The following is an 18090-nucleotide window of genomic DNA, read 5'->3' as shown; positions in this document are numbered from 1 at the left end:
CCGATGACGATGGCGAAACGGGGATCGTGGGCGCTGAGTCTGTTGCTGGCCCTGTTCGCGCAGGCGAGCAGTGCGCAGCCGGCTGCGCCTGCGGCCGAGGCGCCGCGTACGCCGCCCTCGGGCCTGGCAATCATGGAAACGCCGACCGGCACGCCCCTGGAGGACATCCTCAGCGGCCGCGCCCAGCCCGGCTTCACCCCGATTCTCGAAAGCGGCATTGGTACGCGCGGTCAGCCCGGCACGACGATCTGGCTGCGCCTTCGCGTCGAATTGCCGAGCGACGGCCGCCGGCTGTGGCTGCGTCTGGACCGCCAGGCGATCGAGTCCTTGCGTCTGCATGTGCCCGGCCCACCGGTGCAAATGGTCGCCGAGACTGGACGCGGCAAAGCTGCGGAGCCTGACCCCGAGTGGCCCGATGCCTTCCTGCTGCCCGTGCCCCCGGAATTGCAAGGCCCCACCGCGCTGTATCTGGAAGTCGATGGCGAGGGCTTCCTCAACCTGCACCCGGAACTGATTCCCGCCGACGAACTCGAAGCGCGCGATCGGCCCAGCCAGCGGCTGTACGGCGCGCTGTACGGCTTGTTGGTGCTGGTGTTTCTCGCAGCGATATTCCGGCATTTCCAGCGCCCGGGTACCGGCGCGGACAAGGTGGTCTTCGCCACGCTCGCGGTCGGTCTCGCTTGCATGGCCAACAACGGTCACCTGACAGCCCTGCCGCTCGGATCGGCGCTGGCGGGCATCGGTCCCAAGGTCGTGCCGGCGCTGTGGCTGCTCGCCTGCGCGCCGCTGTTGTGGACGAGCAGTTATTACGCCGGTCTGGGCAAGAGCTCGCCGGATCTGCAGCGTGTTTTCAGTCTGGCCGGCGGCGCGTTCCTTGCGTTGGCGGTCGCGGCGATCTTCGTGCCGCTGTTCTATCTGCCGCAGCTGCAACTGGCGACCATCGTGCTGATCGCCCTGGTCATGCTCACCTGCGTGGTCGGTCTGTCGCTGGATCCGCGCCAGTCGCGCTGGGGGCCGATGCTCGTGTGTCTGGGCGTGATTGCCGCGCTGGTCGCGCAGATCCTCGCGCTGAAGCAGGTGCTGCCGATCACCCTGATGATCCGGCGCGGTTACGAGTTGCTGCTGGCGGTGCTGCTGGCGCTGTACCTGGTCCTGCCCTGGATCCGACAGAAACTGCAGGCACGCGCGGCTCGCAAGCGCGCAGTGGTGCCGGAAAAGAGTACCGAGGAAAAAATCGCGATCGCACGCGAGCAGCTCATGCTCGGCCTGCAGTCGGCGTTGATGAATGCCGCGGAAGGCGATTTGGAATGGATCGCCTACCGGCGCCTGCTCGAAGGACTCAAGCCGGTCCTGCCGCAGCTGGCCTCGGCCGTGGTGGCGATGAACTACCACCACGAAGACCTGATGCTGGTCGAACCCAAATCGGCCGAAGCGCGCTACCAGTTGTTGCTCGACCAGCGTGCGCAGCTGATGAAAAACCTCAGCCGCTCGAAAGCGCCGCAACAGATCGCGATCGATTTCGACGGTCCGGACGGCCCGCTCGAGCAGGTCCAGCTCGCGGTGATTCCGTTGCCGATTCCGAAACCCGGCTGGGGCGCGTTGCTGATCGAGCGACACGCCGATGTCAGCTATAGCGACGACGAACTGGATCTGTGCGCGGAATTCGCCGCGCTGGCGACGACGGCGGGCGACGAAGCGGCGGCGGCGATGGCGCAGCGGCAGGCAACCGAGATCGATGCCGAATCGGGCGTGTACAAACGCGAGCTGATCGACCAGTCGCTGCGGCGTCTGCATGAGGCAGCGTTCCTCCAACACAAGCCGATGGTGGCGATGCGTGTGGGTCTCGACCAGTTCGGCATGCTCGCACCGGCATCGGTCGCACCCGTCATGCACGAACTGGCCGATCTGTTGCGCGAAGAAGTCGACTACGGCGACGTGATCGGTCGCTACGGCAATGACGAATTCCTCGTGCTGATGCCGGGACGGCAACTGGGCGTGGCGCGCGAACTGGCCGACCGGCTGTGCCAGCTCGTCTTGAAAATGACGCATCCGGCGCCTTCGTCCGACGGCAAGTTCACGTTGACGATCGGCCTGTCGGCGACGCAGCCGGGCGAGCGCGGCCCGCAGATGCTCATGGAGCGCGTGGCCAAGGCCGTGGCCAAAGGCCGGCAATACGGCGGCAATCAGGCGCAGGCGGTCAGCAGCGGCACCGTCTGAGCGCTTTCCGGTGCCTGCGGGCATCGGTCTTTCTTTCTTCCCGGGCGTCGTTGCGACGCCGTTCGTGCTACCGGAGTTCTCATGCCCACCCTGGTCATCGGCAACAAGAATTATTCCTCCTGGTCCCTGCGTCCCTGGCTGTTCTTCCGGCAATCGGGCCTGGCTTTCGAGGAAGTGCGGCTGCCGTTGGACACGCCGGAGTTCTACCAGCGCATCGGCGACTACTCGCCAACGGCCCGCGTGCCGGTGCTGCGCATCGAGGACGAAACGATCTGGGATTCGTTGGCGATCTGCGAGGTCGCCAACGAACGCTGGCTTGGCGGCCGCGGCTGGCCGGCCGACGCGCGGGCACGCGCCGCCGCGCGCTGCGCCAGTGCGGAGATGCATTCCGGATTTTCGGCGCTGCGCACGCAATTGCCGATGAACTGCCGCCGCCCCGACAACGGCTATCGCGGTGACGCGGCGGCGCAGAAGGACATCGACCGCGTGCAAGCGCTATGGCGCGACTTGCGCACGCGCTTCGGCGGCGGCGGGGAATTCCTGTGCGGCGACTTCGGCATCGTCGACGCGATGTTCGCGCCGGTCTGCGTGCGCTTCACCGCGTATCGCGTGCCGATGGAAGCCGTCGCGCAGCGCTATCGCGATGCGATCTATGCCTTGCCGGCGATGCGCGAATGGTTGGCCGCGGCTGCCGCTGAACCGGAAGCGCTGGCAGCGACCGACGCGTTCTAGACGTCAGAGCTGGACCGTGACGTCCATGGTCAGACGATCGATCAGCGCATCGTCGTAGCCGGCTTCGCGCAAGGTCCATTTGAAGGCGTTGGCGAGCTTGGCCTTCTTGTAGATGTTGAGCTTGTGGTGGGTCTTGAAGTGATCGCGCAACTGCAGCATGCCTTGCACGGCCTGCTGGTGTCGGGCCGAGGATTTCTTGCTGTCATCGGTCGCGTCGGGCGGCACGCGATCGCTGAAGAACTTCGCCAGGGTGACGCCGAACGCTTCGGCCTCGCGTGCATCGAACCAACTCATCGCCATGCCCGCCACTCCCTTTCAGTCCTGTCCCGGCCAGCGCCGTGCGGCCAGGGGTGATGATGCCCGATTTCCGGGCACTCGCTCTCCGCGGTCAGCGGCCCGGTCGCCGTTTTTCGCAGTCCATGCGCCACATCGCGCGCAGGGCCTGTTCGAAGTGCGCCGCGAAGCGCGGCGCGTCGAACAGCGGCGAGGCCCGCACGCGCCGGCGCAGGTCGCGACGCAGGGCGGCGAGGCGGTCGCGATCCCCGGCCTGCGCGACGGCACGCGCAACGAAGTCGTCGCCGTCGACGGCGATCCAGTCGGGCAAGCCGGCATTGGTCAGCAGGGACACGCCCTGGCGCGACAGGAAGGTGTCGCCGGTCATCGACAGCACCGGGACGCCCATCCACACGGCTTCGGCCGTCGTGGTGCCGCCGGGATACGGGAAGGTGTCGAGCATGATGTCGACGTCCTCGTACGCGGCGAGGTAGTCGGCGCGCGGCGACGGGCCTTCGAGGATCAGGCGATCGGCACCGATGCCCTGGGCGTCGAAGCGTGCGAGCAGCGCAGCGCGCACCGAGGAGGATGTCAGCTGCGGCGCCTTCAAAAGCAGGCGACTGTCGGGCACGGCGGCGAGGACGCGGGCCCAAAGCGCGATCACGCCGTCGTTGACCTTGGTCAGATGACTGAAGCAACCGAAGGTGATCGCGCCTTCGCTCAGCGCCGGCAGCGGTGCGACCTCGCCGGCATCGCCGGGCGGCGTGAAACACAGACGCGTTTCCGGCAGACGCCAGACGGTTTCGGTGAATTCCGTTTCGGCGCCCTCGGGAACCGCCCAGGGATCGGCGATCACATAGTCGATTGCCGCGACGCCGGTGGTGGAGAAATAGCCGAGCCAGGTGACCTGTACAGGGGCCGGCTTCCAGGCGAAGACAGGCAGGCGATTGAGGCCGGTATGGCCCGAGAGATCGATGAGGATGTCGATGCCGTCGTCGCGGATTGCGCCGGCCACCTGTTCGTCGGCATGACCGGCGATCATGTGCCAGGCATGGCAGGACGCGCGCAGGCGCGCGGTCGTGGCGTCCTCGCGAAGATTGTTGGCGTAGACATGCAGTTCCAGCATTGCCGGCGTACGCGCATGCAGGGCGGCCAGCACCGCTTCGAAGAAATAGCCGACCGGATGATCGTACAGATCGCCGGAAACGAAACCGACGCGCAGCACGCGTTCGGGATCGGCATCGTTGCGCCACGCTGTTGCGGGCTGGGCGAGGCCGGCGACGAGCGCGCCATAGCGCCGCGCGTCGTCGAGCGACTGCGCGACAGGGCGGTTGGAAAGATAGTTGTGTCCGAACAAGCGTCCCGACCGGGCTTCGATGTAGTCGGGATTGATCGCCAGCGCGCGCTCGTACTGCGCCAGCGACTCGTCCATGCGACCCAGGGCCTTCAACGCGTTCGCCAGATTGCCGTAGCCCTCGGCATAGTCGGGTCGCAGTTCGACGGCACGGCGTCCCGCCGTCACGGCTTCCTCGATCCGGCCGGCACGCAGCAGCGCGATGCCGAGGTTGTTGTGCGCTTCGGCGAAATCCGGACGCAATCGCAAGGCCAGCCGGTAGCTGGCGATCGCTTCATCGACCTGGCCGAGTTCTTCCAGCAGATTGCCGCGTGCGATATGCGCATCGACGAAGTCGGGTTTGAGCGCGATCGTCCTGTCGAAAGAGGCGAGCGCTTGCTGCGGATCGCCGGCAGGAAGACTGGCCAGGCCCAGGTTGAAATGGGCCGCGAAATAGCTCGGATCCAGATCGATCGCGGTCGCATAGCCAGCGATCGCGTCCGCCAGCTCCCCGCGCGCCATCAGGACGTTGGCGCGGTTCAGATGTGCGCGCGGAAAGTCCGGCGCCAGCGCCAGCGCAGCTTCGTAGAGGCGAAAGGCCTCCTGCGGATTGCCGCCGTTCTCGGCGACGTTGCCCGCATCGAGCAGGCGGGTGGCCTCCTGTCGCGAGGCCTCGGATTTTGCCGGCGCGGCGCTCGCCGTCGGAGCCGCGAGCGGATGGTCGGGCACGCGCGCGCGCAGCATGGACTTGAGCAGGTCAGTCAGCGACATCGGGAATCCTTGGCGGGCGGCGTTCGCGGCCGGTCAGTAGCCGGAAATGGAGCACACGTAGATCAGTTCGCAGGCGCCGCCGCCGCTGTCTTCGCGGGTGAGCGAACTCTGCCAATGCCAACCGTCGTCGCGATCGATGCGCACCAGCCAGCCGTTGACGCGCACGGTGTTGCCGGCGCGGACCTGCCCCAGCGCGTTGGCGACGGCGTCATCGGCGGGAATCATGTGCATGTTGGCGCTGCTGCGCACGATGTCGCCGACCGGAATTGGTGGCCCTTCCGGTCCCCAGCGATAGCGATACCAGCGGCCACCCTGCGAAATGTCCAGGCGGTCGGACGCGGCGGGATTCGCCATCGGGCCCCAGCCCAGTGCGAGGTCGGTCGGCGAGTAGTCGGCTTCGGTGCCGAACGCGTAATCCTCGCGCGACAGCACGCGCGCCTGCAGGCTGATGCCGGCCAGGGGCGTGATCGTCGCCGGCCCGAAACGGAACGGCGACATGCGGCCGTCGACCGGACTTTGCAGGGGCTGGTTGGGATCGGTGAACGCCGGCGGCAAGGCGCAGCCGACCGGACTTTGTCCGCCGCCGCCTGCGGCCGGCAGGGCGGTGGCAACGGTGGCTGGCGCCGAAGGGCGCGTGGCCCAGGCGAACAGGCACAGCGCGCCGACGGCGAGGCCCAAGGCGAGAATCAGCCAGCGCGGCATGGCTTAGAAAACGGGAAGGAACGAGGTCATGGCGAGCATCCTAGCCCACTCCATGGCGAACTCGCGCGACCGGGCAGTACTCAGCGATGCCGGTGTCCGGCCGCTTCGGGCTGGTAGCGGATACCGGTGACGCGCACCCGCAAGGGGCGTCCGCCCGGGGCCTGCCAATCGATGACCTGGCCGATCGCCAGGCCCAGCAGGGCGCTGCCGACCGGTGCGAGCACCGACACCTTTCGCGTCAGCACGTCCGCGTCCGGCGGGAATACCAGCGTGAGCTCGTGCTGCTCGCCGCTGATTTCGTCGATGCACAGGACGGTGGAGTTCATGGTGACCACGTCGCCGGGCATGTTTTCCGGGGCGAGCACGCGCGCGCGATCGAGTTCTTCGACCAGGGCCAGCGCGGAAGGCGTGCGGCGCAGGGCCGGCGACTGCAGCAACTTCTCCAGGCGCAGGACATCGAAACTGGACAGGGTGATCGGCGGAACGGATTGAACGGCGTGCATGCGCTTCTCCAAAAGCAAACGGGCGACGCGAAAACGCGCCGCCCGTGTGATGAGGTTGTTCGTGGACCATAGCCCGCGTTGCCGCGCTTATCAAGTGCGCAGGGATTTTTCCGGGCTTTTTCGCGCTTTTTTGCTGCTGGCATTCATTTTGTCGGCATCGGCATCGGCATCGGCGTCCGCCGGCGTCTCGAGTTTCAACAGGGTTGGCGGCAGTTCGCGCAGCAACTGGGCGAGATCGCGCAGGAACGGCGTCATCGCCGAACTGCGTCGCCAGACCATCGCCAGGCGACGCGAGGGCGGCGGATCCCGGAAATTAAGCAGCCGGATGTTTTCGGACACCGGCACCGGCGGTTTCACCGCGAGCATCGGCAACAAGGTCAGGCCCACGCCGGCGGCAACCATTTGCCGCAAGGTTTCCAGGCTCGTGGCGCGGAAGCCATCCTTCTCGCCGGCGCCAGCGAGTTGACACACTTCCAGCGCCTGATCGCGCAGGCAATGGCCGTCTTCGAGCAAGAGCAGATGCTGGTCGGACAGGTCGGCCAGACGCAGGTTGTGGCGATTCGCGAGCGGATGCGCGTTGGGCAGGGCGAGCACGAACGGTTCTTCGAACAGGTAGTCGATTTCCAGTCCGTCGTCGTGCAGCGGCAGCGCCAGCACGGCCGCATCGAGGCGACCAGCGCGCAGCATGGTCAGCAGCACTTCGGTCTTCTCTTCGACCAGCAGCAGCTCCAGGCGCGGAAAACGCAGGCGGATGTCGGACACGACATGCGGCAGCAAATACGGACCGAGCGTGGGGAACATGCCCAGACGCACGCTGCCTGCTTCCGGATCGGCGGTGCGGCGCGCGGTCTCGCGCATTTGTTCGACTTCGGCGAGCACGCGGCGCGCGCGCTCGACGATGTCCTTGCCCGCCGGCGTGAGCATGACCTGGCGCGGTGCGCGTTCGACCAGGGCGACGCCGAGTTCGTCCTCGAGTTTGCGGATCTGGGTCGACAGCGTCGGCTGACTGACGTGGCAGGCGTCGGCCGCGCGCCCGAAATGGCGCAGGTCGGCCAGGGCGATGAGGTAACGCAGGTCGCGCAAATTCATGGGCGGTCCCGTGATAGGGAGTAACTATTAAACATATAAGGACAATTGGCTTTGAAAATCAAGCCGGCATCCCCATAATTGTCGGGGTCGGGCGTTCGCCCGCATTCCGATAGTCCCTGCCGATCATCCCCCTACAAGGAGTTCCCATGCTTTCCGTTGGCGAGAAGTTTCCCCAGTTCAAGGTCAAGGCCACCGTTTCCAACGACCTGAACACCGCCTTCGTCGATATCGACAACAACACCTACAAGGGCAAGTGGCTCGTGGTGTTCTTCTACCCGAAGGACTTCACCTTCGTCTGCCCGACCGAGATCACCGGCTTCGCCGAAGTGAACGAGCAGTTCGTCGACCGCGATGCGCAGATCCTCACCGGTTCGACCGATTCGGAATTCGTGCACCACGCCTGGCGCACGCACCACAAGGATCTCAACCGCCTGCCGTTCCCGATGCTCGCCGATGTGAAGCGCGAGCTGACCTCGGCCCTGGGCATCCTCGACAAGAACGAAGGCGTCGCCCAGCGCGCGACCTTCATCGTCGATCCGCAGGGCATCATCCGCTTCGTGTACGTCACCGACCTCTCGGTCGGCCGTAACCCGGCGGAAGTGCTGCGCGTTCTCGACGCACTGCAGACCGACGAACTGTGCCCGTGCAACTGGAAGCAGGGCGAAGACGTCATCAAGGTCGCGTAAGGCCTGGCCGCTCCCTCTCCCCGCATCGCGGGGAGAGGGTTGGGGTGAGGGGCTGTTCTTGCTTCGCAGTCTCAACGCAATTTGAAAGACCCTCATCCGCCCTGCGGGCATCTTCTTCACGCAACTTGAGTTGCCCTCATCCGCCCTGCGGGCACCTTCTCCCGGAGGGAGAAGGGTTTGCTCATCCATTTGGAGATCTCAGATGAACCTCAACGACATCAAGTCGGCCTTGCCCGACTATGCGAAAGACCTGCGCCTGAATCTCGACAGCGTACTCGCGACCACCGGTGCGCCGGGCCTGAGCGACCTGCAAATCCGCGCCGTTGCGCTGGCGTCGGCGATCGCTTCGCGCCATCCCGCGCTGACGGCGGCCGTGGAATCGTTCGCGGCCGAACAGCTCGACGCCACGCAGATCGCCGGTACCAAGGCCGCGGCCGCGATGATGGCGATGACCAATGTCTACTACCGTTTCACGCACAACGCCGAGAACAAGGAATACGAGACGCTGCGCACCAGCCTGCGCATGAACGTCATGGCCAATCCGGGCATCGAAAAGCAGGCCTTCGAGCTGGCGTCGCTCGCGGTGTCGGCGATCAACGGCTGCAGCCGTTGCGTGGATTCGCACGAGAAAGTCATCCGCGAACACGGCGTGTCCGCGCAGGGTGTGCAAAGCGCCGTGCGCATCGCGTCGGTCGTGCATGCCGTCGCCGTGACTTTGGAATCGGTTTCACAGATTGGTCTCGCCCAGGCCGCGTGAGCATGACTTTGGTCATGGGTTGAGGGTCCGGGCGCTGGGCTATGCTCGACGAGTAATCTTCGGAGCCAGACCATGCGCCTGACCTTCACTGCCGCGATCGCGGCATTGCTTTGCCTGTCCCATGCCCAGGCCGCGGATCAGGTCCCGGTCGGGCGCTTGCCGCGCACCGTGGTGCCCGACAAGGTCGCGGTGGAGCTGAAGATCGATCCGGCGCAGACGCGTTTTTCCGGCACCGTGCGCATGCATGTGCAGGTCGCCGAAGCCACGCGCGTGGTCTGGATGCACGGTCGCGACCTGAAGATCAGTCGCGCCCGCATCATGCCGCGCAATGGCGCGAATCAGGATTTCACCGTCGCCGAAGCCGATGTCTCCGGCGTGCTCAAGCTCACCGTGCCCAAGCCCATCCAGGCCGGCGAAGCGCTGATCGAAATCGTCTACGACGCGCCGTTCGGCCAGCTGCAGGGCGCGTATCGCGTGAAGCCCGATGGCAACGACTACGTCGTCACGCAGATGGAAGCGCTCGGCGCGCGTAACACCTTCCCCGGGTTCGACGAACCCGGCTTCAAGCAGCCCTGGGACATCAGCCTGGTGGTGCCCAACGGCCAGAACGCCGTCGCCAACACCCGCGAACTGCGCAGCGAGAAGGCCGGCGAAGGCTGGACCCGGCATGTGTTCGCGACGACCGAAAATCTGCCGAGCTATCTGATCGCGTTCGCGGTCGGTCCCTGGGACATCGTCGATGGCCCCGATCTGCCGCCCAATGCCGTGCGCAACTATCCGGTCAAGCTGCGCGGCATTGCCGCCAAGGGCCAGGGCGCGCGCATGAAATACGCGCTGGCCAATACCGGCGTCATCGTGGCTGCGCAGGAAGCGTACTTCGATATCCCGTATCCGTTCGACAAGCTCGACCTCGTCGCGGCTCCGGATTTTTCCGCCGGTGCGATGGAGAACGCCGGCCTGATCGTGTATCGCGACAGCCTGATGTTCGCCGATGAAAAATCCGAAGTCCGCGCGCGCCAGGGTTACTGGGGCACGCATTCGCACGAGCTTGCGCACCAGTGGTTCGGCGATCTGGTCACGATGCCCTGGTGGGACGACCTGTGGCTCAACGAAGCGTTCGCCACCTGGATGGGCAACAAGATCGTCGGTCAGCTGCAGCCGGGTTTTCACACCGATCGCGGCCTGATGGAAAGCGCGCTCGGCGCCATGGGCGAAGACAGCCTGGCCTCGACCCGCCGCGTGCATGAACCGATCAACGAATTCACCGACATCGAATCGGCGTTCGATGGCATCACCTATTCCAAGGGTGGCGCCGTGCTCGCGATGTTCGAGCGCTATGTCGGCGAAGAGAAATTCCGCGACGCGATCCGCGCCTACCTGCGCAAGCATGCGCGCGGCAACGCCACCAGCGCCGACCTGATCAATGCCATCGCCGAGGTCAGCGACGATCCGGCCGGCGTGCGCGCCGCCTTCAACGGCTTCATCGACCAGCCGGGCGTGCCGATCGTGCATGTCGGCGCGAAGTGCGATGGACCCAAGCCGCTGTTGCTGGTCGAACAGGAACGCTATCTGCCGGTGGGTTCGGTTGCGCCGAAGGCAGGCGAATGGCTGCTGCCGCTGTGCGTGCGTTACGGCGACAAGAACGGCCTGCACGAGCAATGCGGCCTGGTCGGCGGAAAGTCGGCGACCGTCGAGCTGCAGACCGACGCCTGCCCGAGCTTCGTGATGCCCAATGCCAATGGCGCGGGCTACTACCGTTTTGCAATGTCGCCGGCGGACCAGGCCAATCTCGAAGCGAATTTCGACAAGCTCAATGAGCGCGAGCAGCGCTCGTTCGCCGATTCGGTCGAAGCCGCCTACGCGGCCGGTGCGATCGACTCGCGCACCTTCCTCGGTGCCGCTGCGCGCCTGGCCAACGCGCCGGTGCGTCAGACGGCGACCGCGCCGCTGGATACGATCGGCTGGATGATCCAGCACCTGGCGCGCAACGACGCCGAGAAACAGTCGCTGCGCGATTTCGTCGGCCGGATTTATGGCCCGCGTCTGGCCCGCATGGGCACCGTGCCGAAGGCCGGCGAGAGCGACGACGATCGCCTGCTGCGCAATTCGCTGATCGCGACGATGGCCGGCACGGCCAAACAACCCGCGCTGCGTGCCGATCTCGCGGCGAAGGGCCGCGCGGTGCTCGGCATCGGCGGCGATGGCGCCCTGCATCTGGATGCGATCGCCACCGACCAGCGTGGTCTGGCGCTGCGCATGGCGATGGAAGAGGGCGATGCGGCCGTGTTCGATGTGCTGCTCGCGCACTTGTCGAGCAGCCAGGATCCGGTGCTGCGCGGCCAGCTGCTCGGTGCCCTGGGCAGTGCCAAGGATCCGGCGCTCGCCGCCCGCGCCCGGGCGCTGGCGCTGGAGCCGGGCAAGCTGCGTCGCAACGAACTGCGCACCGTCATCTACGGCGGCCGCGACGATGACGCGGCACGCCAGGCCTCGCGCGCCTGGCTGGACGCGAACTTCGCCGCGCTCGAAGCCAAGGTCAATCCGGGCGGCGCGTCCCTGATCAACGGTTACGTGGGCGGCATGTGCAGCGTGGCCGAGGCCGATAGTGTTGTGCCGAAGTTCGGCCAGCGCATGAGTACCCTGGAAGGCGGACCGCGCGCGCTCGCGCAGGCCGTCGAAGAAGTGAAACTGTGTGCGTCGTTGAAGACGCAGCAGAGCCGGGCCGGCGTCCAGCTGCCCTGACCCCTTGCCTAGACCGCCGCCGGCCTCGTTGCCGGCGGCTTTTTTTTGCCCGGAATTTGCCCGCGCCGCTCAGCGAGTCGCGGTGTCCTGCGCTTCGATCCATTGCACGGTATCGGCGAGCACCGGCGACAGGCGCGGCGACCGGAAGCCGTTGACCAGGCCGATGTGGCCGACGTCGGGAATGATCTTCAGGCTGACCGGCTCGCCGGCGGCTCGCAGTTTTTCCGCGAGGCTCTCGCTGTTGCGCGGAAAGACCTTGCCGTCGTCGGCGCCGTGCAGCAGCAGGAAGGGCGGTTCGTCGCCATTGACGAAATTCACCGGCTGCGAACGCGGCCAGGTGTCTGGGGCGCCGAAAACCTGTTTGACACCGCGGTTGGTGATCGGCAGGAAATCATAGGGTCCGGCCAGTCCGATCACGCCCTTGAGATCGCGTGGCTTCATGCCGACCTGCTGCAGATAGCTGCCGTCGGTGCCCAGCAGGGCGACGATGTGTGCGCCTGCGGAATGGCCCATCAGATAAATCTGCGCCGGATCGGCGCCGAAGTCGGCCGCATGCGCCTTCGTCCAGGCGACTGCGGCGGCGGCGTCGTCCATGAAGGCGGGAAAGGTGTCGGCCGGCGCCTTGCGGTAGTCGGGAATGATCACCAGCAGGCCGCGCTGTGCGAGGGCGGACCCGACGAAGCGGTAATCGGCACGGTAACCGTTACGCCAGCTGCCGCCGTAGAAGAACACCACGATGGCCCGGGGCTTGGCGGTGAGGGGGCGATAGATGTCGAGCGAGAGATCGTGCTTGGCGTCGAACACCGCGCTCATCGTCGGACGGTCCGGCACGCCGGCATTGAGTGCCCAGAAGTAGGGCGCCTGGCAGCCGGCCAGCAGCAGCGCGACGGCGAACGCGGCCGCGCGAAAGCCCCGGGGGGCGACGATCGATTGAGGTTTCATGGGGCTATCATTGCCTCCTGCCCGTCAGGAAAACGTCATGGCCGCGAACGACCCCGGCGAATTGCAGCAACGCTACGCCGCCATCCCCGAGCGCAACACCGGCGACAACATGTTGCGCACGATGCAGCAGCACCATGTGCAATTGTCGGTGATGGCCGATACCAAGGCCAATATCCTGATCACGGTGTCCTCGATCGTGCTGACCATGGTCCTGGGCAAGCTCGGCGACCCGGACCTGCGTGCAGCGATGCTGACCCTGGCCGGGTTCATCCTCACCGCGCTGCTGCTGGCGGTCATCGCGGTCCTGCCCAAGTATCGGCCGCTGCGCATGAATCCGGACGACCCCTTGCCTTCGCAGTTCAACCTGATGTTCTTCGGGCATTTCGCCGAACTTTCGCGCGAGCGTTTTCTCGGCGAAATCGCCGACGCGCTCAAGGCCGACGGCTCGGTCTACGAAACGATGGCGCGCGACGTGTACGCGATCGGCTACTACCTGGCGCACTACAAGTATCGTTTCCTGCGCCTGTCGTATCTGTTCTTCCTCGGCGGCTTCGTCTGTGCCTGCCTGGTCGAAGCCTTCCACCTGTTGACCACCTGATGGGCACGGTCGCCCAGGCGCTGCGGGAGGCAGGCGCAGCGCTGGCCGGCGACGACGCGCGGCGCGAAGCGGAGTTGCTGCTGTGCCAGGCGCTGGGCTGCACGCGCGGCTGGTTGTTCGCGTATGCCGACGATCCGCTGCCGACAGTCGCCGCGCAGCGTTTCCGCGCCCTGGTCGAGCGTCGCCAGCGCGGCGAGCCGGTCGCGCAGATCGTCGGCAGTCGCTGGTTTTGGTCGCTGGAACTGGCGGTCACGGCCGACACGCTGATTCCGCGCCCGGAAACCGAAACCCTGGTCGAACTCGCACTCGCGCGCCTGCCCGAACATGATGATGCGCGCGTGCTCGATCTGGGCACCGGCACCGGCGCGATCGCGCTGGCGATCGCCAGCGATCGCCCCGGTGTCCGCGTGACTGCCGTGGATGCAAGCACCGGTGCGCTGGCGGTCGCAGTGATGAACGCCAGTCGCTTGGGTTTGCCGCGGGTGCGCTTTTTGCTCAGCGACTGGTTCGCGGGCCTGGCCGGCGAACGCTTCGAAATGATCGTGAGCAATCCACCCTACATCGCCGACGACGATCCGCATCTGGCCATCGGCGATCTGCGTTTCGAGCCGCGCTCGGCGCTCGCCTCGGGCAGCGACGGCCTGGATGCGATCCGCAAGATCGTCGCGCAGGCGCCTGCGCATCTCGAGCCGGGCGGCTGGTTGATCGTCGAACACGGCTGGACGCAGGGCGAGGCCGTGCGTGCGCTGTTCAAGCAGGCGGGGTTCGAATCGGTGAAGTCCGATTTCGATCTCGAGGATCGCGAGCGCGTGACACTCGGTCGCCGCGCCTGACACCCTTGGCGTATGCCGCGATCAGCCCGCGGCGGTTTTCGCCGGCGTCGCGCTGTCGAGATTGGGCCAGCGCTGCGCAATGGCGGCGCGGATGCCATCGGCATCGAGACCGGCTTCGGCGAGCAGGGCTTCGCGACTCGCGTGTTCCTGGTAGGCATCGGGCAGGCCCAGATGCAGGACCGGCAACACGATGCCTTCGGCCGCGAGCAGCTCGGCCACACCGCTGCCGGCGCCGCCCAGGATGACGTTGTCCTCGAGCGTGACGAAGCCGGCGTGGGTTTTCGCCAGGTCCAGGATCAGGGCGCGATCGAGCGGCTTGATGAAACGCATGTTGACGCAGGTGTAGCCCGCTTCGGCCGCGACGGTTTCCGCTGCCGGCACCAGCGCGCCGAAGGCGAGCAGGGCGAGCTTGCCGCCGCGCAGGCGCAACTCGGCCTTGCCGATGGGCAGCGTGTCGAGATTGGCTTGCACCGCGACACCGGGGCCGCTGCCGCGCGGATAGCGCACGGTCGCCGGGCCCGCATAGCGATAGCCGGTGCTCAGCATCTGCCGGCATTCGTTTTCGTCGGCCGGCGCCATGACCACCATGTTCGGAATGCAGCGCACGAAACTCAGGTCGAAACTGCCGGCATGCGTGGCGCCGTCGGGACCGACCACGCCGCCGCGGTCGACCGCGAACAGCACGTCGAGATTCTGCAGCGCGACGTCGTGAATCATCTGGTCGTAAGCGCGTTGCAGGAAGCTCGAATAGATCGCGACCACGGGTTTCGCGCCTTCGCAGGCCATGCCGGCGGCGAGCGTGACCGCATGCTGCTCCGCGATCGCGGTATCGAAATACTGCAACGGGAATTCTTTCGAGAAACGCACGAGGCCCGAGCCTTCGCGCATCGCCGGGGTGATGCCCATGAGCTTGCTGTCGGTCGCGGCCATGTCGCACAGCCAGTCGCCGAACACCTGCGTGTACGTGGGCTTGGCCGGCCCGGCTTTCTTGACGATGCCGATGCTCGGATCGAAGGGCGAGACCGCGTGGTATTCGATCTGGTCGCCTTCGGCGAGCTCGAATCCCTTGCCCTTGGTGGTGATGACATGCAGCAGCTGCGGACCCTTGAGGCCCTTGAGCGTCTTGAGCGCGCTGACCAGCGCGGGCACGTCGTGACCGTCGATCGGGCCGCTGTAGTGGAAGCCCATTTCCTCGAACAGCGTGGACGGCACCAGCATGCCTTTCCAGTGCTCTTCCCAGCGGCGCACGAAGCGCGCGGTCGGATTGTTCTTCTTGTCGCCGAGCAGTTTCTTGCCGCCTTCGCGCACCGCGTTCATCGTGCGGCTCGACATCAGGCGACCGAGCATCTTGGTCAGGCCGCCGACGTTTTCCGAGATCGACATGCGGTTGTCGTTGAGGATCACCAGCAGGTTCGGTTCCGGATCCATGCCGCCGGCGTGGTTGAGCGCCTCGTAGGCCATGCCGGCGGTCATCGCGCCGTCTCCGATCACGGCGATCACGCGGCGATCGTCGCCTTGGCGCTGCAACGCGACGGCCATGCCGAGCGCGGCCGAGATCGAGGTCGAGGAATGCCCGACGCCGAAGGTGTCGAACTCGCTTTCCTCGCGCTTGGGAAACGGCGCGACGCCGTCCTTCTTCTTGACCGTGTGGATCGTGTCGCGGCGGCCGGTGAGGATCTTGTGCGGATAGCACTGGTGACCGACGTCCCAGACGAGGCGGTCGACCGGGGTGTCGTACAGATAGTGGAGGGCGACGGTGAGTTCGATCACGCCCAGTCCGGCGCCGAAATGGCCGCCGACCTGGCTGACGGTTTCGACGAGATAGGCGCGCAGTTCGTCGGCGATGGCGGGCAGTTCGGCTTCGGGGAACTGGCGCAGGTCGGCCGGTACGGCAATTCGGGAAAGGCGCGGGTAGCGCTGGGCGTCCATCAAGTCACGCTGGGCAGGTACAGGCGTGAATTGTCCGGCACCGGGTCCGGCAGGGCAAGCCGCGCGGCCCGCGCGCGGCTTGCGATCGACGTCGAGGATCAGCTCGTCGCGGCGTAACCGCTGGCGAGATTGGCATTCACGAAGTCGGTGACTTCGGCCAGCGGCACGCCGGATTGTTCGGCGATCTCGGTCAGGCGCGCCGGTCCCTTCATCATCACCGTGGCGATGCGGAAGTGTTTGGCGAATTCGCGTTCGGTCTGCGGCCACTTGACCAGCTTGTACTGGGCATTGGGGTCGTAGCCAGGCGCGATCACGCCCTTGCCGCCGACCAGGGCGCACAGCCAGGCCAGGCGCGAGAACGGCTGGGCGCCGCCGAGCTGGCCGCTGAGCAGCTTGAGTTCGCCGGCATCGATCGCGGTGAAATCGTCGGCGCGGACCACGGCTTCGGCATAGGGCTGGAACACCTTCAGCGGCGTACCGCCGAGGTAGGTCTGGCTGCCCGGATCGAGCACCAGCAGGGGCGCACCCGGCAGCTGCAGCTTGACCGGGCCGGCGAGCGCGCCATTGCGCAGGAAGTCGGCGAGGGCGGGCTCGCGCGCCGGCATCGCCGGCATCTGGCCGGTGGTGCGTACCGGATCGACACCCATCGCGGGCATCTGGCCGGTCGTACGCGGACTGACGGGGGCCGGCGCCGGTTCGGCCGGACGCGGCGGCATGGCCGGCTGCTGGCCGGTGCTGCGCGGGCTGACCGGCGGCATCGCGGCCTGCTGGCCGGTGATGCGCGCGGCCAGCGCGTCGGTCTGGACGGTGGCGGTCGGGATCTGGCCGGCGATCTGCTCGAGCACGGCGATCAGCGCGTCATTGCTGAGCGGGCGCGTCAGGACATGGTCGGTTTCCGAGCGGCTGCCGGCGGTCAGGCCGACCGTGGTCTTGCCGCTGTTATGAGCCTTGAGCCAGGTCATGTGCCCGTACATCGAGTCCATGTCGATGACCAGGACCTGGGCATCGGCTTCCTGCTCGATCGCCCAGTCGCTGCCCAGGCGGGAGCGGATCTGTTCGAACTGCGACTGTACGGCGGCGGCCTCGTCGCGCGAGAAACCGGTGAAGCACAAGGTATGACGACTCATTCTGGAAAATCCCCTGGCACGGACGCTTGCACCCGTGAAGCCCTGAAGTGTGCTGGCCGGGGCCGGCGGCGTCAACGCGGCGGGCCGCCGGGGCTTGCGTTCTGTGAACTGGCGCGCGCCGGGACGGACCGGGCGGCGAAGGCCGCTCAGGACAGCGGGCGCGGACGCTTGGGCAGGTGCTGCTTCAGGAAGCTCATCTGGTCGGCGAGGATGTGGCGATTCGACAGGATCAGATGTTCGACCCAGCTGGGCCGGTACGGGATCGCGAGCAGGGGCATGCTGGCCTGCTGCGGGGTGCGGCCGCCCTTGCGGGAATTGCAGTGGAAGCAGGCGCAGACGACGTTTTCCCAGACGTCCTTGCCGCCGCGCGAGATCGGCACGACATGGTCGCGGGTCAGCGAGTGGCGGCTGTATTCGTGGCCGCAATACATGCACAGCGACCCGTCGCGCGCGAACAGGGCGGTATTGGTCAGGGCCGGCGAGGGGTCGAGCGCCTTCGGGTGCGCATGGCTGCGCGCAGCGACGATCGGGTGCAGCAGCACGATGCTTTGTTCGCCGCTGAGGCGGTTGGTGCCGCCGTGCACGGTCATGCAGGGCTCGCCCAGGGTCCACGCGACTGCGCCGCGCACGTACAGGCAAACCGCGTCCTGCCAGTGCATCCAGTCGAGGATGCGGCCGTGCGCATCAAGCGAGAGCACGCGCGGAATCGCGTGATGGGAGGTTTCGAACGGGGGCAGTTGCCCGGCCGGGGGGCTTCGCGTCCCGGCGCCCACCAGAGCCAGACGTGGCGTGGGCGTACTCATCTGCCCCGAGCATAGCGCAGTCACATGGCAGTGCAAGCGCGCCGACGCGGGCTAGA

Annotated in this window: 16 protein-coding genes; 7 read left to right on the top strand and 9 right to left on the bottom strand. The window is 66.6% G+C overall.

Annotation, left to right across the window (positions count from 1 at the left end; translation table 11 throughout):
• Positions 1 to 3: 3 nt before the first annotated feature.
• Positions 4 to 2217, top strand: a complete 2214-nt coding sequence (locus tag G467_RS0102935) for a sensor domain-containing diguanylate cyclase (protein ID WP_022968234.1) — start codon at positions 4 to 6, stop codon at positions 2215 to 2217.
• Between the two features lie 81 nt (positions 2218 to 2298).
• Positions 2299 to 2949: a glutathione S-transferase family protein gene (locus G467_RS0102930; protein WP_022968233.1), complete on the top strand. Its 651-nt coding sequence runs from the start codon at positions 2299 to 2301 to the stop codon at positions 2947 to 2949.
• Positions 2950 to 2952: 3 nt separating this feature from the next.
• On the opposite strand, the gene G467_RS15150 is transcribed toward G467_RS0102930, so the two are convergent.
• The 5 genes from G467_RS15150 to oxyR all read right to left on the bottom strand — a co-directional run bounded on the left by G467_RS15150 (position 2953) and on the right by oxyR (position 7620).
• Complete coding sequence (locus G467_RS15150; RefSeq protein ID WP_022968232.1) at positions 2953 to 3249, bottom strand: hypothetical protein; 297 nt, start codon at positions 3247 to 3249, stop codon at positions 2953 to 2955.
• A gap of 88 nt (positions 3250 to 3337) precedes the next feature.
• Positions 3338 to 5326 (bottom strand): O-linked N-acetylglucosamine transferase, SPINDLY family protein, encoded by a 1989-nt coding sequence (locus G467_RS15145; protein WP_022968231.1) that lies wholly within the window; start codon positions 5324 to 5326, stop codon positions 3338 to 3340.
• A 33-nt stretch (positions 5327 to 5359) separates the two neighbouring features.
• Complete coding sequence (locus tag G467_RS15140) at positions 5360 to 6028, bottom strand: hypothetical protein (protein ID WP_022968230.1); 669 nt, start codon at positions 6026 to 6028, stop codon at positions 5360 to 5362.
• Between the two features lie 80 nt (positions 6029 to 6108).
• A complete protein-coding gene (gene rnk / locus G467_RS0102910; RefSeq protein WP_022968229.1) occupies positions 6109 to 6531 on the bottom strand; it encodes a nucleoside diphosphate kinase regulator in 423 nt (140 codons plus the stop codon).
• 90 nt (positions 6532 to 6621) lie between these two features.
• Complete coding sequence (oxyR, locus tag G467_RS15135; RefSeq protein WP_022968228.1) at positions 6622 to 7620, bottom strand: DNA-binding transcriptional regulator OxyR; 999 nt, start codon at positions 7618 to 7620, stop codon at positions 6622 to 6624.
• A 146-nt stretch (positions 7621 to 7766) separates the two neighbouring features.
• On the opposite strand from oxyR, the gene G467_RS0102900 reads away from it, so the two are divergent.
• The 3 genes from G467_RS0102900 to G467_RS0102890 all read left to right on the top strand — a co-directional run bounded on the left by G467_RS0102900 (position 7767) and on the right by G467_RS0102890 (position 11802).
• Entirely contained in the window at positions 7767 to 8306 is a 540-nt protein-coding gene (locus tag G467_RS0102900; protein WP_022968227.1) for a peroxiredoxin, read from the top strand.
• A 202-nt stretch (positions 8307 to 8508) separates the two neighbouring features.
• Complete coding sequence (ahpD, locus tag G467_RS0102895; protein ID WP_022968226.1) at positions 8509 to 9063, top strand: alkylhydroperoxidase, AhpD family; 555 nt, start codon at positions 8509 to 8511, stop codon at positions 9061 to 9063.
• A 72-nt stretch (positions 9064 to 9135) separates the two neighbouring features.
• A complete protein-coding gene (locus G467_RS0102890; RefSeq protein WP_022968225.1) occupies positions 9136 to 11802 on the top strand; it encodes a M1 family metallopeptidase in 2667 nt (888 codons plus the stop codon).
• A gap of 69 nt (positions 11803 to 11871) precedes the next feature.
• Here the strand turns inward: G467_RS0102890 and G467_RS0102885 are convergent, their stop codons facing one another.
• Entirely contained in the window at positions 11872 to 12744 is an 873-nt protein-coding gene (locus G467_RS0102885; protein WP_022968224.1) for an alpha/beta hydrolase, read from the bottom strand.
• Positions 12745 to 12781: 37 nt separating this feature from the next.
• On the opposite strand from G467_RS0102885, the gene G467_RS0102880 reads away from it, so the two are divergent.
• The gene (locus tag G467_RS0102880) at positions 12782 to 13342 is read left to right on the top strand and encodes a Pycsar system effector family protein (RefSeq protein WP_022968223.1); all 561 of its coding nucleotides are present in this window, start codon (positions 12782 to 12784) and stop codon (positions 13340 to 13342) included.
• Positions 13342 to 14175, top strand: coding sequence for a peptide chain release factor N(5)-glutamine methyltransferase (gene prmC / locus G467_RS0102875; protein ID WP_022968222.1), 834 nt, complete (start codon positions 13342 to 13344; stop codon positions 14173 to 14175). Before G467_RS0102880 ends, prmC begins: the two co-directional genes overlap by 1 nt.
• A gap of 21 nt (positions 14176 to 14196) precedes the next feature.
• On the opposite strand, the gene dxs is transcribed toward prmC, so the two are convergent.
• The 3 genes from dxs to G467_RS0102860 form a co-directional block, all read right to left on the bottom strand.
• On the bottom strand, positions 14197 to 16107 hold the full coding sequence (dxs, locus tag G467_RS0102870) for a 1-deoxy-D-xylulose-5-phosphate synthase (protein ID WP_022968221.1): 1911 nt from the start codon (positions 16105 to 16107) through the stop codon (positions 14197 to 14199).
• Between the two features lie 95 nt (positions 16108 to 16202).
• Positions 16203 to 17231 (bottom strand): hypothetical protein, encoded by a 1029-nt coding sequence (locus G467_RS0102865; protein ID WP_022968220.1) that lies wholly within the window; start codon positions 17229 to 17231, stop codon positions 16203 to 16205.
• 146 nt (positions 17232 to 17377) lie between these two features.
• Positions 17378 to 18034 carry an HNH endonuclease gene (locus G467_RS0102860; protein WP_081644539.1) on the bottom strand — a complete coding sequence of 219 codons (657 nt, stop codon included), beginning with the start codon at positions 18032 to 18034 and terminating at the stop codon, positions 17378 to 17380.
• Positions 18035 to 18090 lie beyond the last annotated feature (56 nt).

This window comes from Arenimonas oryziterrae DSM 21050 = YC6267 (genome assembly GCF_000420545.1).
In the GTDB taxonomy this organism is placed as follows: Bacteria; Pseudomonadota; Gammaproteobacteria; order Xanthomonadales; family Xanthomonadaceae; genus Arenimonas; species Arenimonas oryziterrae.
This window is presented reverse-complemented; position numbering and strand designations above follow the sequence as displayed.

Bases quoted from the DNA above. Each gene is read 5' to 3' on its own strand.
- G467_RS15140 (WP_022968230.1), bottom strand. From the start codon at position 6,028: ATGCCGCGCTGGCTGATTCTCGCCTTGGGCCTCGCCGTCGGCGCGCTG.
- prmC (WP_022968222.1), top strand. From the start codon at position 13,342: ATGGGCACGGTCGCCCAGGCGCTGCGGGAGGCAGGCGCAGCGCTGGCC.
- G467_RS15150 (WP_022968232.1), bottom strand. From the start codon at position 3,249: ATGGCGATGAGTTGGTTCGATGCACGCGAGGCCGAAGCGTTCGGCGTC.
- G467_RS0102860 (WP_081644539.1), bottom strand. From the start codon at position 18,034: ATGAGTACGCCCACGCCACGTCTGGCTCTGGTGGGCGCCGGGACGCGA.
- ahpD (WP_022968226.1), top strand. From the start codon at position 8,509: ATGAACCTCAACGACATCAAGTCGGCCTTGCCCGACTATGCGAAAGAC.
- G467_RS0102880 (WP_022968223.1), top strand. From the start codon at position 12,782: ATGGCCGCGAACGACCCCGGCGAATTGCAGCAACGCTACGCCGCCATC.
- oxyR (WP_022968228.1), bottom strand. From the start codon at position 7,620: ATGAATTTGCGCGACCTGCGTTACCTCATCGCCCTGGCCGACCTGCGC.
- G467_RS0102900 (WP_022968227.1), top strand. From the start codon at position 7,767: ATGCTTTCCGTTGGCGAGAAGTTTCCCCAGTTCAAGGTCAAGGCCACC.
- G467_RS0102885 (WP_022968224.1), bottom strand. From the start codon at position 12,744: ATGAAACCTCAATCGATCGTCGCCCCCCGGGGCTTTCGCGCGGCCGCG.
- rnk (WP_022968229.1), bottom strand. From the start codon at position 6,531: ATGCACGCCGTTCAATCCGTTCCGCCGATCACCCTGTCCAGTTTCGAT.
- G467_RS0102890 (WP_022968225.1), top strand. From the start codon at position 9,136: ATGCGCCTGACCTTCACTGCCGCGATCGCGGCATTGCTTTGCCTGTCC.
- G467_RS0102865 (WP_022968220.1), bottom strand. From the start codon at position 17,231: ATGAGTCGTCATACCTTGTGCTTCACCGGTTTCTCGCGCGACGAGGCC.
- G467_RS15145 (WP_022968231.1), bottom strand. From the start codon at position 5,326: ATGTCGCTGACTGACCTGCTCAAGTCCATGCTGCGCGCGCGCGTGCCC.
- G467_RS0102935 (WP_022968234.1), top strand. From the start codon at position 4: ATGACGATGGCGAAACGGGGATCGTGGGCGCTGAGTCTGTTGCTGGCC.
- G467_RS0102930 (WP_022968233.1), top strand. From the start codon at position 2,299: ATGCCCACCCTGGTCATCGGCAACAAGAATTATTCCTCCTGGTCCCTG.